Consider the following 12,303-nt stretch of genomic DNA (forward strand, 5'->3'; position numbering starts at 1 on the left):
GATGTCGACCCCGACGCTCGGACCCCGTTGCGCTTCGGCCCGCACCGCCCAGCAGCTAGTGAGTACGTCCGACCGAGTACTTGTGCCTCGTACTCTTCGGACGACTCACGTCCCGACGTTTTCTGTCAGTACGTCTCTGACTACTTGCGGATCTTCGAGCAACTGGTGTTTCGTGTAACTTCCCTCGGCGCTCCCACCGCTGTGTTTCGACTGCTCGATGATGTCGAGGAACGCGTGTTCTTTCAGGAGGTCACGGACTCGTCTGAGCGAGAGGCTGTCGGAGCCCTCCCCTGTACAGATGTTCTCGTACACTTCGTAGACCCGACTCGTTCGGAACCCGTCCTTGCGTTCGTTCGAGAGCGACAGCATGGCGAGGGCTTGGAGGACGTAGCGGGAGTGCGGCGTGGACCCGCGGATGAGTTCCCGGAAGCGGTCGGTCTCCGCCCGTTCGCGCGCCTGCGTCACGAACTCCTCGCGGACCGTCGGAGCGGCCGTCGACTGCGCTATCTCGCCGGCGTACCGGAGGATATCGATGGCCTTCCGCGCGTCGCCGTGTTCCCGCGCGGCAAGCGCCGCGGCCCGCGGAATGGTCGAGGCGTCTAACACGCCGTCGCGAAAGGCGTCGCTGCGCGCCTGCATGATGTTCCTGAGTTGGTTCGCGTCGTACGGGGGGAAGACGAACTCGCGTTCGCAGAGGCTCGATTTGACCCGTTCGTCCATCCGGTCTTTGTACTGGATCTTGTTGCTGATTCCGATGACGCCCAGTTTGCACTGGTCTATCTTGCCCGCCTCGCCCGCGCGCGAGAGTTGCATCAGGATGTCGTCGTCGCTCAGTTTGTCTATCTCGTCGAGGATGATGAGAACGACGTCGTACTGCGCGTCGAGGATGCGCCAGAGACGCTTGTAGTACGTCGACGTGCTGAGACCTTTATCGGGGACCTTGATTCCGGTCACCTCCGACCGGTTGACGCTGTCGGCGATGGTCTGGACCGCCTGCGTCTCCGTCGTGTCCTGCGCGCAGTCCACGTAGGCGAAAGTCGCTTTCACGGCCTCCTCGCTCGCGGTTTCGACGAGACGCTGTGAGACGTACTTCGCGCAGAGCGACTTGCCGGTACCTGTCTTTCCGTAGATGAGGACGTTGCTCGGACTCTGTCCGAAGATGGCGGGGTTGACCGCCGTCGCGAGGTTGGATATCTCGTCGTCGCGGCCGACGATGCGGCCCTCGCCCGGCAGGTGGTTTATCTCGAGGAGTTCCTTGTTGGCGAAGATGGGGTCCTCCCGAGTGAAGAGATCGTCGCTGGCGTTCGGCATACCACAAGACACCACGTTTCCGGTGAAATGGCTTGTCATCTTCCGGTCCGACACACACACCACGTTTCCGGTGAACGGCCCCACACCCGGGGGTAGGTCCAGTCGAAACGGGGGAGGAGGTTCACCGGAAACACGGTGTGCCCGGAGAGTTTTCCCTTGGCTCAGCGAGAAAACGACGGCCGGACATCGTCGATGAAGGACGGATAGCACCCCGTAACCCAACGAAAACCGGGAGAGAAGAGTCGGCCATCCGACGACGAGCGGAAACTCGAGCCGACACCTCGGCGTGAGAAGTTGTCCCGAACGCGTACCGAGCAGAGGACTTCCGAACGACTCCGGAACAACCCCAACTTCGCGTCCAGTTGGCTCGAAACTCGAGCCGTTCACTGTCTACGAATGCATCAATGGACTTTTACACTAAACAACTATTTAATAGTTGTTGTATTGTTCTCCCCGGGGTGGTCGTTTTCTCTCCCGCCTTCTCTGCGGGTTAAGGATACCGGCGTGCGCACGTCGGGCGAAGTCCGGACCGATTCCGACAAAGTAGGCCGCGGCTACCGAAGCTGATTCACCGGAAATGTGGTGTGATCATCACTCGCACGAGGGTTGTGATACCGACGTGTTGACGGCTGCTACCCGATTGAGCGACGATATTCATCGGAAACCGGGTGTGGGAAAAATTCACGGAGGCGGGGCTGTGACGCGAGGAGAGAACTACACCTACCGACGGCGTCGCCGCTCACACCGATTCACCGGAAACCCGGTGTGTCCGCGTCCCACGAAACCCGTCACCAGTTCGTGTCATCTCACCGGAAACCCGGTGTGCCCCGCGGCGTTGACCGCCGTCAATCGGTGGGTCCGCCACCGAGAGACGCCTCGTCCCGCCTTATTCCGTTTCACCGGAAACCCGGTGTCCGCCCGCACGCTCGGCTACCGTCCGTCCGACACAACATCCTTCGTTGAGTCGGCGCCGCCGGGTACCGCTTCACCGGAAACCCGGTGTGTCTCCGCGAAAGGGCCGAGAGCGTTCGGACCAGTCTAACGGGGGCTTTGCCGGTGGCGCGCGTCCGTCAGTTCGATAAGGGGTCCCCCCCTACAGTCGGTGATGACGTCCTCGGTGCTTCGCCGAACGGGACGCGGCGCCCAGCGGGTCGGTTCCCGACTTGCCGCGCCGTTTCGGCGAATCGTGCACGCGGTTCGACCGTCCGACGACGCCTCCGACGACGACGGCTGGCGACGCGACGACCCTCGACAGACGGAGACGCGGTGGCGGCGGGACGACGAGACGGTTCGCTGCTTCCGTTTCGACGACGGCTACGTCTCCACCGTCGAGTACGGGTCGCGCGACGTGACCTGGCAGTTGACGCCCGGACAGGTCCCCCTCGCAAGCGCGCTGGCGATGACGGCGCTGTACCTCCAGCACGGGATAACCCCGCAGTCGGACCCGGACGGACGCCCGTTCGTCGCCGTCGGCGAGTCGGGGCCGCGGCAGGTGTTCGAGGAGATAGCCGACGAACCCGTCGACTACGTCTACCTCGACGCCGTCCGAACGCTCGAAGAGTTCCCCGCGTTCATCGAGGCAGGAGCGGACCTCCGGCACGTGTACGACCAGATGTCGCCGGCGCGGTTCAACACCCTCGGCTGACGCCGAACGACCGAGAGAATCCGATCGCTCCCGATTCGTCTTCCTTTCTCAGACCTCCCTTCCCAGCGCAAGCCGTTTCCCCGCCGCGCCCCTGACGTGAGACGATGACGGAAGACGACGCCGGCGACGCTAACGCCGACGCTGACGCCCGGGCACGGGGGGATTCCGCGACCGACACCGACGGCGCCGACGCCCCTTCGACGCTCTCGGAGATGCGGTCGCGGGACGATACCGTCGACACCCGCGACGAATCCGACGAATCCAACGAATCCGGCGAGTCCGACAAACCCGACGAGGGGACCGATGGGGCCGACGATACCCCCGAGGAAGCCAACGACGACCGCGACCCGGTTGCGAGAGAAGCGGACGGTGCCGTCGAGACGGCAGACGACGCGACGCCCGCGACGTCAGCCGAACTGGTCGACGTCTCCGTCGGCGGATTCTACGACGCCTTGGAGGCCGAAGGCCGCCCGGTCGTGACCGCCCAGCAGGCCAGTCGACGACTCGGCCTCACCCAGTCGGAGGCGTCCGAGGCCCTCGACCGACTCGCCGACGAGGGCGCGGTTCAGCGGATGAACGTCGAGGCGGACCCGGTCGTCTACTACCCGACCGAGTGGGGGAAACTGGCCGAACGCGAGCGGGTCATCCTGTTCCCGGAGCGCCGCGAGATAATCGTCGACCGGCCGACGCAGTACACCCGCGCGCGACTCGCGCAGTTCGCTCACCTCGTCGACTCGACGGGCGACCGAAACACGGGCACGCGCGGCTACCTCTACAAGATACGACAGGAGGACGTCTGGCAGGCGCCGTTCGAGTCGTTGGACGACCTGCTGCGGATGATGCGCTCGGTGCTGCCCCGCCGGTCGCCGCATCTGGAGACGTGGGTCGAGAACCAGTGGAAGCGCGCGAACCAGTTCCGCCTGTACACTCACGAGGACGACTACGTGGTGCTCGAAGCCGCCTCGGAGAGCCTGATGGGCAACGTCGGGCGGCAGAAACTCGACGACGAGCACCTCGTCGCGCCCATCTCCGACACCGAGAGCTGGGTCCGCGACGGCAAGGAGTCGCACATCAAGCGCATCCTCTACGAGGCGGGCTACCCGGTAAAGGACGACCGGGACCTCGAGACGGGAGACCCCCTCGACGTGGACCTCCGGGTCGAACTCCGCGACTACCAACGGGACTGGGTCGACCGGTTCACGACGCAGAAGGCGGGCGTCCTCGTCGGCCCGCCCGGCGCGGGCAAGACCGTGACGGGCATCGGCGTGCTCGCGGCCGTCGGCGGCGAGACGCTGATTCTCGTCCCCTCGCGCGAACTCGCCGCGCAGTGGCGTTCGGAACTCCTCCGGCACACCTCTCTGGACGAAGAGCAGATCGGCGAGTACCACGGCGGAGAAAAGCAGGTGCGCCCGGTCACCATCGCCACCTACCAGACCGCCGGGATGGACCGCCACCGCTCGCTGTTCGACGACCGCGAGTGGGGCCTCATCGTCTACGACGAGGTGCACCACGTCCCCTCGCGCATCTACCGCCGGAGCGCCGACCTGCAGGCCAAACACCGACTCGGTCTCTCGGCGACGCCAATCCGCGAGGACGACAAGGAAAAGGAGATATTCACGCTCATCGGCCCGCCCATCGGCACCGACTGGTCGAAGCTGTTCGAGGCGGGTTACGTCCAAGAACCCGAAGTCGAGATACGATACGTCCCGTGGGCCGACGACACCGCGCGCAACGAGTGGTCCAGCGCGGACGGTCGGGAGCGGCACCAACTCGCGGCGATGAACTCACAGAAGATAGCCGAGACGCGCCGCCTGCTCCGACAGCACCCCGAATCGAAGGCCCTCGTCTTCGTCGACTACTTAGACCAGGGCGAAGATATCGCGGAGGCGCTGGACGTCCCCTTCGTCAGCGGCGAGATGCGCCACCACCACCGCGAGCGCCTGTTCCGGCAGTTCCGCGAGGGAAAACTTCGGACGCTCGTCATCTCCCGCGTCGGCGACGAGGGCATCGACCTGCCGAACGCCGAACTGGCCGTCGTCGCCTCCGGTCTCGGCGGGTCGCGGCGACAGGGCGCCCAGCGCGCGGGACGGACGATGCGCCCCGCGGGCAACGCCCTCGTCTACGTGCTCGCTACCCGCGGCACGAGCGAGGAGGACTTCGCGCAGCGACAGATGCGCCACCTCGCGGAGAAGGGCGTTCGCGTGACCGAGAGCGACCTCACCGACTGACCGACCGAAGCGACCTCTGCCCGAATCCCGACCGAACGGATGGCGTTAAGTTCGGACCGCCCGTCGTCGGGTGCAGACGGACGCGTCGTCGCCTCGCCGCGCCTGACGGCGACGCGTCCTCCCCCGAACGATGACCTCCGCTCCACCCGACGACGACGGACTCGACGCCTGTGAGGTCCTCCTCGACCGATACCGCGCCGCCCTCCGCGACCGCTCGGACGACTCGCCGGCGGCGGACGCCCGCGAGTCGTGGCGGGCGTTCGTCGGCGAGCACCACGGTTCCGTGTTCGACCAGTTGGCCGACGAGTCCGAACGCGGGTCGCAGTCCGCGAACGGGTCTCCGACGCTTCCGAACGACGCCGACGGCGTCGCCCGCGAGGTGTTCGTCCGAACGCTCGCGTTCGATTTCCTCCTCTCGACGCTCTCGGCCGCCGCCGAACGCGAGTTCTCGGTCGCGGTGGCTCCGATTGGCCCGTCCGTTCCCGGGGGTCGCTCCGACCTCCTCGCCGCGTTCGACGCCGTTCACGAGTCGGTTCGCTCCGACCTCCCGCCCGCGGTGCGGACCGAGGCGGACGAGGCGGCGGGCGCGTTCGTCCGCGAGTCGGACCCGGCGGCCGTCGCCGAACTCCACCGCCGGACCGTCCCGCGCCCCACGAGACGCGCTTTCGGCCGCTACGACACGCCTCCCGGACTGGCCGAACTCGCGGTCGAGAGCGTTCGAGGCGGCGGACCGAACGAGTTCGATGACGCCCTCGTCCTCGACCCAGGATGCGGCGCGGGCGCGTTCCTCGCCGCCGCGGCGCGGGCGAAGCGAGACGCGTTCGCCGCAGGCGACGCTCCTGACTCCGATACTGACCGCGACGCCGACCCGGCGACGGTCGCCCGGCGAATCGCAGAGTCGGTCCGCGGGTTCGACGTGAACCCCGTCGCCGTCCGCGCCTCCCGCCTCGCACTCGTCCTCGCCCTCCGTCCGCTCCTCCGCCGGGACGGCGTCTCCTCGTTCGCCCCGCGAGTCGTTCTCGCGGACGCGACGGAGGCGACGGCCGACGACGCGCCTCTGGACGGCGCGCGCGCGGACGTCCTCCTCGGCAACCCGCCGTGGCTGACGTGGGACTCGCTGACGCCGCGGGTGAAAGACCGCTGGCGCGAGGGGCCGATGGCCGACCCGGCCCTCGACCTGTTCCCGCACCGCGGGCGCGAGGCCCGACTCGGCCACGCGAACGACGACCTCTCCGTCCCGTACGCGTGGACCTGCGTCCACCGCTTCCTCCGCGACGGCGGCCGCGCGGCGTTCGTTCTCAAACGCGATCTGATGACGGGACCGGCGGGCGAACTCCTCCGCCGGCGCCGCGTCGGCGACCGGCCGCTGTCGATGCGCCGCGTCCACGACTTCGGGTCGCTGTCGCCGTTCGGCCGCGAGGTCGACGCCGGAACCGCGCTGTACCGTCTGGACGTAGATGCACCCGGGGGCGCCGACGCGCCCGACGACTCCGCGACCGAGGACGTCGAGATTCCGGCCACGAGGTGGTCTCGCACCGACAGCGTACAGTCGGCGTTCGGGTCGCTGTCGGACCTCCGCCGGACGCTCGCCGCCGAGGAGACGGCGTTCGTCGCCGCCGACCCGACGACCGAGGCGTCGCCGTGGATTCGCGCGGACGCCGAACGGGCGGCGCTCGGTCCCTCGGAGTACCGCATCCGACACGGCGTGAAGGACGACGCCAAGGCGGTGTACGCCCTCGACCGCGAGACCATCGAGGCCCACGATATCGAACCCGACCACGTCTACCCGTACCTGAAATCCAAGCACGTCGTGAAGTACGGCCTGTTCGGCCATGACAGACACCTCGTCCCCCAGCGACTCGCCGGCGAGGACAACGAGGAGGCCCTGCGTCGCGAGGCGCCGAACACGTACGCCTACCTCGATGCGAACCGCGAGCGACTGGAGTCCCGCGGGTCCTCGTGGTTCGACGGCGGCCCCTTCTACTCGCTGTTCGGCCTCGGACCGTACACGTGGGCCGACTACAAGGTCGTCTGGTGCCGCCTCGGCTATAAACCTCACTTCGCCGTCGTCTCCACCGTCGAGGACCCCCTCCTCGGCGAGAAACCCGTCGTCCCCGGCGACCACTGCATGTTCGTCGGCACCGACGACGAACGCGAGGCCCACTACCTCTGCGGTCTGCTGAACTCCGCGCCGTACCAGCGCTGTCTGCGCGACATCTCCTCCGGCGGGAAGTCGAGTCTCTCGAAGTCGACCGTCTCCCGACTGGCGATGCCCGAGTGGGAGGCCTCGGAGCGACAGGACGCCCTCGCCGAGGCGTCGATGGCGGCCCACCGAATCGTCCCCGACCACGTCGACTGTTCGAAGCGGGCGTACAACGCGAAGGCCGTCCCGGAACTCGACGCCGTACAGGCGCGCGTCGACCGAGTCGCCGAGCGGGTTCTGGCCGCCCGCGACGACCAATGAGTAATTCTTAAGTCCGGCGACGGCGCTACGAGTAGACGGGCCGCCCTTAGCTCAGACTGGTAGAGCAGCCGACTGTAGATCGGCTTGCCCCCCGTTCAAATCGGGGAGGGCGGACTGAACCTCAAAACCGGGAGCGGAGTGACCGGTGTTGGGTGTGAGGGACTTCTCGACCCGATTTTAAGCGGGCGAGCGCAGGAAACAGCCCGGAACACCTTTTGTCGGCTCGAATCCTAAGGATAGGCCTCTGGACCTCTTCTGTCGTCGTCAGTTCGCGAGCGAAGTGAGCGTACGCTGACGAACTATCGCGCCGACGTCTGCCGCGTTGCGCCGGCGAGCGCGGGCCGAAAGAATGGAAACGGTGGGTAGACTACGTCGGGTCCAGCAGTCCCGCGACCGCACACAGGAGGTTCCCGAGGAGGTTCCCCTCGCCTGCGACGGCGACGATGTCTATCTCGATGGTCGACGTCGACACCTGCAGGCCGAGCAGGTCCAGGAATATCTCGCCGACGTCGAGGTTGAGTATTGGGCACTCGCCCGACCCGTCCGGGCTGAGAACGCTGAGCACGTCGCTCAGGGCGCCGAGCACGGTCTGGAACGTCTGGTTTATGGTCTGTGTCGGATTCTGCGTGAGCTTCCCCTTGAGTCGTCCGCTGGCGACCAGTTCGTCGTTCTCGTTGACTTCGAGGTCGGTGAGGATGAGTTGACCGTTGAACGTCGCGTTCTCGCCGACGGTGAACGCGTCGTTGACGATGTCGGTGTTCTCCTCGAGCGTCCCGCTCTTCTCGACGTCGAACGTCAAACGCTGGAAACCGCCGCCCTGACTCTCCTGTGCCGCCGCCGATCCGCTCGCCGCGGCGCCGCCCCCGCCGATGACGCCGGCCGCCGCGAGTAGTTTGAGCACGCTCCGCCTGTCCGTCTTCTCGATGTCATCTTTCATGGTGTTACCCGACTCGTGCCACCGAAGGCAGCGACAAAGGCGTGGTGGCCAAATTGGACATATATACGATTATAACCGGAGACTTTCACTTGATACATACTCTAGAGGCAAAAAGTAGCGGAAGAAATCCAGTTGTAAAATCTATCTCACGGCAACTAACGTCAGTCCGCGGCGTCACTGTTCCGAACATCCCCCTTCGGGGTCGTGGGTCCAGGGGCCGCCGCCGCGACTGGTGCATCTGGTCGGCCGCGTAGACCGAAAGCAGTCGCACTGGGACGAATGATTCCGTGCCGTTCGTTCACAATCGAGCGTTCGCCCACACCGAACGAAACGGTTTCGGCTGCGCACCGTGCCAATCGCTAGCTCTATACCACGATATATTCAACATATTTCACTTTAAGGTCCTCCAGTCACAAGCCGGATGTATGAGCGTCGAAACAACCGCGCCAACGCGTGTCGTCGTCCGTAAGGCCATGAACGATCATCACACAATGACCGTCGAAGTCGAGCGATCGAACGAGACACGTCACCTCGTCGACTATGCAGACTCCGACCTCCGCGACACCCTCGCGGCGCTGCCCTCGGGGACGACCATCCCGGTATCGCTCTCGCGCGTCGGCGCCCGGTCGAACGTCTGGCGCGTCGAGTCGCTCCACCGCCAGGCGCCCGTCGGCGGTCCGAACCGGGCCGCACCCGCGTCGAACTGACGGCGCCGACCGCTCGCCGCCCGGCGAGACCCGCTCGGACGACGCTCTCCACCGTTCCGTAGGCCGCTCTTTCTTTCCCTCTCTTTCCTCTCGACGCGACCGACTCCCGTCTCTTCTACTGCACGTCCGCCGCTCCGTCCCCGTGCGGGAGCGACAGCACCGTCGCCCCGCCGGTCACCACGGCCGCCTCGTCGACGCGCGCCGTCGTCTCCGCGCGCAGTCGGTCGCCACTCAGTTCCTCGACCACCTCGGCCGTCGCCCGCACCTCGTCGCCCGGACGGACCGGCCGCTCGAACGAAAGGTCTTGCGCGCGGTAGACGATGTCGCCGGGCAGTTTCGCCACCGCCGCACTGAGGACGGAGGCGGCTATCATCCCGTGTGCGACCCGGCCGCCGAACGTCGTTTCGGCGGCGTAGGATTCGTCGAGGTGGATGGGGTTCTCGTCGCCTGAGAGGGCGGCGAATTCGTCAATCGTCGATTCGGTGACGCGGAGCGACGCCTCGGCGGCGTCGCCGACTGTCGCAACTGGCATACCGGGGTGTCGGCCGCCACCGACTTCGCTACTCGGGTCGTCGTCCGCCACAACCTCTCTCCGTCCGGTCACCACTCCTCGCGCGGCGGCGGGTCCGTCACCACCTCGCCGCAGTCCGGACAGCGAAGCGCGTCCTCACCGTCGCTCGAGACGGGTCGCGTGTCCCCGCGTCCGCACTCGGGGCACGTCGCGGGGACGCGAACGTCCGAGCCGTCTCGCGGCGCACCGATGGCGAGGAGCACGAGAGCGGAATCGCCCGCGTTGCGTCCGGCTTGGAATTCGCCAGGTGCGAACCGAATCGCCCCGCCCGATTCGACGACGACTTCCGAGGCGGCGTCCGGGCCGCCGCCGTCGCTCGCGCCTCGCTCACCGACGCGCCAGCCGAGTGTCTCGAACGTCGCCTCGCCGGCGAGAACGACGAACACCTCTTCTTGCTCCGGGTGCGCGTGAAGTCCGGAGAGTCGCTCACCGGTCGCCAGCCGATAACGGTTGAGCGCCACGCCGTCCGTTTCGAGGGGGTCAGACAGGCTCCGACGCTCGACGCCCGTCTCGTAGGGGGACGGTTCCACCGGGTCGATGTCGACTCGTTCCACAGGGTTCGGTTCTCGGCACCGGGGCAAATATATGCGTGTGGCGACCTACCGACGCGCTTCCATCCCCGCCGCCCCCGACCGGCGGAATTTAGCGTCCCGCCGGCGACTACCCTGACGTGACAGATTTCATCTACGAGAGTGAACTGAAGGTCCGTTTCCGCGATCTCGACCCGCTCGGACACGTAAATAACGCCGTCTACGCCAGTTACTGCGAACAGGCCCGAATCGAGTTCTTCCGGGAGGCGTTCGACATCGAGGAGGTGAACACCGTGCTCGCGAACATCGAGATAGACTACCGCCGGCCGATCGACGGACTCGGTGAACTCACCGTCGCCCTCGACGTGACCGAAATCGGGAACTCCTCGTTCGAGATGTCCTACGAACTCCGGTTCGACGGCGACGTGGTCGCCACCGCCTCCACCGTATTGGTCGTCATCGACCCGGAGACGACCAAGCCCACCCGGGTCCCCGACGAGTGGCGCGAGGCCGTCGAGGAACTGCGGGGCTGAAACGGCGGACGGCGAGGGGAACGCCGCCGAAGCGGCGGACTTTTCAACTTCTCGAATAATCTTCCAGTATGACCGAGAACATACTGGAGTCGGAACGGAGTCGTAACGACTCCGCCGACCGTCCGTCGCTCGCGACCCGGGCGGGCGAACGCGTCCTCCGAATCGGGGCGGACCGGCCGATTCGCATCAGCGCCGGTCACCGACTCCTCCACCACGACGGGAAGTGCAGTCGCCCGCACGGCCACAACTACGAGATAGCCGTCGAGGTGACGGGCGCGTTGCGCGAGGAGGGGTGGGTCGTCGACAAGGGCGCGGTGACGGACGTGATAGACGAGTGGGACCACCGCTTCCTCGTGGAGTCCGGCGACCCGCTTATCGAGGCGTTCGAGGCCAGCGGCGACGGCGACTCGCTGGTCGTCCTCGACGCCCCGCCGACGGCCGAGGTGATGGCCGTCCTCCTCGAAGAGGAACTGCTGGCCCGCCTCCCGGACACCGTCTCCGACGTGGCCGTCGAGGTGGCCGAAACGGGCGAACTCCGCGCGAGTCACCGATAATGCCCGTCTCCTCCGACGTCGACCGCTCCGAGAGCGCCCCGGACGGTCCCGCCCTTCCGATAAACGAACTGTTCGCGTCGCTGCAGGGCGAGGGTAAACTCGCCGGCGTGCCGAGCACGTTCGTCCGCACCAGCGGGTGCAACCTCCGGTGTTGGTTCTGCGACTCCTATCACACCTCCTGGGACCCGACGCACGCCTGGATGGGCGTCGACGAACTCGTCGACGACGTCGAGGCCCGCGACCCGGACCACGTCGTCCTCACCGGCGGCGAACCCCTCGTCCACGACGAGAGCGCGACGCTCCTCCGCGAACTGGACGAACGGGGCTACCACGTCACCGTCGAGACGAACGGCACCGTCGTCCCCGACGCGCCGATGGACCTCGCCTCCGTCAGCCCGAAACTCTCCACCTCGACGCCGACGCCCGCCAACGCGCCCGAGGGCGTCGACGTGGGCGAGTGGGAGGCGCGCCACGAGGAGCGCCGAATCGACCTCGACCCGCTCTCGACGCTGGTCGAGCGACACGACTTTCAGTTGAAGTTCGTCGTCACCGGTCCCGACGACATGCCCGAAATCGAAAGCCTGCTCGACGATTTGCGCGGCGTCGCGGCCGCCGAGATACGCGACGCCGACGTGCTCCTCATGCCCGAGGGGCAGACCCGCGAGCAGTTGGCGGCGACGCGGAACGTCGTCGCTGACCTCGCAGTCGAACACGGCTACCGCTACACGCCGCGTCTCCACGTCGACCTGTGGAACGACGCGCCCGAGACCTGACTCGCGACGACCGAGACGACTCACCCGACACGCTACGCCGCCGACCACAC

Annotated in this window: 11 protein-coding genes and 1 tRNA gene; 8 read left to right on the forward strand and 4 right to left on the reverse strand. The window is 66.7% G+C overall.

Annotated elements, in window-relative coordinates; genetic code table 11:
- Positions 1 to 105: 105 nt before the first annotated feature.
- Complete coding sequence (locus C474_RS01835; RefSeq protein ID WP_008383385.1) at positions 106 to 1,311, reverse strand: Cdc6/Cdc18 family protein; 1,206 nt, start codon at positions 1,309 to 1,311, stop codon at positions 106 to 108.
- A 1,105-nt stretch (positions 1,312 to 2,416) separates the two neighbouring features.
- Between C474_RS01835 and C474_RS01840 the strand changes: the two genes are divergently transcribed.
- The 4 genes from C474_RS01840 (at position 2,417) to C474_RS01855 (ending at position 7,762) form a co-directional block, all read left to right on the forward strand.
- On the forward strand, positions 2,417 to 2,956 hold the full coding sequence (locus C474_RS01840; protein ID WP_008383387.1) for a hypothetical protein: 540 nt from the start codon (positions 2,417 to 2,419) through the stop codon (positions 2,954 to 2,956).
- A gap of 104 nt (positions 2,957 to 3,060) precedes the next feature.
- On the forward strand, positions 3,061 to 5,184 hold the full coding sequence (locus C474_RS01845; protein ID WP_008383389.1) for a DEAD/DEAH box helicase: 2,124 nt from the start codon (positions 3,061 to 3,063) through the stop codon (positions 5,182 to 5,184).
- Positions 5,185 to 5,314: 130 nt separating this feature from the next.
- Positions 5,315 to 7,648, forward strand: coding sequence for a type I restriction-modification system methyltransferase subunit (locus C474_RS01850; RefSeq protein WP_008383390.1), 2,334 nt, complete (start codon positions 5,315 to 5,317; stop codon positions 7,646 to 7,648).
- 40 nt (positions 7,649 to 7,688) lie between these two features.
- Positions 7,689 to 7,762, forward strand: a tRNA-Tyr gene (locus tag C474_RS01855).
- A gap of 253 nt (positions 7,763 to 8,015) precedes the next feature.
- Here the strand turns inward: C474_RS01855 and C474_RS01860 are convergent.
- On the reverse strand, positions 8,016 to 8,585 hold the full coding sequence (locus tag C474_RS01860) for a hypothetical protein (RefSeq protein WP_008383393.1): 570 nt from the start codon (positions 8,583 to 8,585) through the stop codon (positions 8,016 to 8,018).
- Between the two features lie 491 nt (positions 8,586 to 9,076).
- Here C474_RS01860 and C474_RS01865 point away from each other — a divergent pair, with 491 nt between their 5' ends.
- Positions 9,077 to 9,292 (forward strand): hypothetical protein, encoded by a 216-nt coding sequence (locus C474_RS01865; protein WP_008383395.1) that lies wholly within the window; start codon positions 9,077 to 9,079, stop codon positions 9,290 to 9,292.
- A 115-nt stretch (positions 9,293 to 9,407) separates the two neighbouring features.
- Here C474_RS01865 and C474_RS01870 read toward each other — a convergent pair whose 3' ends face one another.
- Both C474_RS01870 and C474_RS01875 read right to left on the reverse strand, forming a co-directional pair.
- Entirely contained in the window at positions 9,408 to 9,824 is a 417-nt protein-coding gene (locus C474_RS01870) for a MaoC/PaaZ C-terminal domain-containing protein (protein ID WP_049916646.1), read from the reverse strand.
- 68 nt (positions 9,825 to 9,892) lie between these two features.
- The gene (locus tag C474_RS01875; RefSeq protein ID WP_008383398.1) at positions 9,893 to 10,417 is read right to left on the reverse strand and encodes a cupin domain-containing protein; all 525 of its coding nucleotides are present in this window, start codon (positions 10,415 to 10,417) and stop codon (positions 9,893 to 9,895) included.
- Positions 10,418 to 10,533: 116 nt separating this feature from the next.
- Here C474_RS01875 and C474_RS01880 point away from each other — a divergent pair, with 116 nt between their 5' ends.
- The 3 genes from C474_RS01880 to C474_RS01890 all read left to right on the forward strand — a co-directional run bounded on the left by C474_RS01880 (position 10,534) and on the right by C474_RS01890 (position 12,253).
- Positions 10,534 to 10,926, forward strand: a complete 393-nt coding sequence (locus C474_RS01880; RefSeq protein ID WP_008383400.1) for an acyl-CoA thioesterase — start codon at positions 10,534 to 10,536, stop codon at positions 10,924 to 10,926.
- A gap of 68 nt (positions 10,927 to 10,994) precedes the next feature.
- Positions 10,995 to 11,480 carry a 6-pyruvoyl trahydropterin synthase family protein gene (locus tag C474_RS01885; RefSeq protein WP_008383402.1) on the forward strand — a complete coding sequence of 162 codons (486 nt, stop codon included), beginning with the start codon at positions 10,995 to 10,997 and terminating at the stop codon, positions 11,478 to 11,480.
- On the forward strand, positions 11,480 to 12,253 hold the full coding sequence (locus tag C474_RS01890) for a 7-carboxy-7-deazaguanine synthase QueE (RefSeq protein ID WP_008383404.1): 774 nt from the start codon (positions 11,480 to 11,482) through the stop codon (positions 12,251 to 12,253). Before C474_RS01885 ends, C474_RS01890 begins: the two co-directional genes overlap by 1 nt.
- Positions 12,254 to 12,303: the final 50 nt, after the last annotated feature.

The organism is Halogeometricum pallidum JCM 14848 (genome assembly GCF_000337095.1).
GTDB classification, from domain to species: domain Archaea; phylum Halobacteriota; class Halobacteria; order Halobacteriales; family Haloferacaceae; genus Halogeometricum; species Halogeometricum pallidum.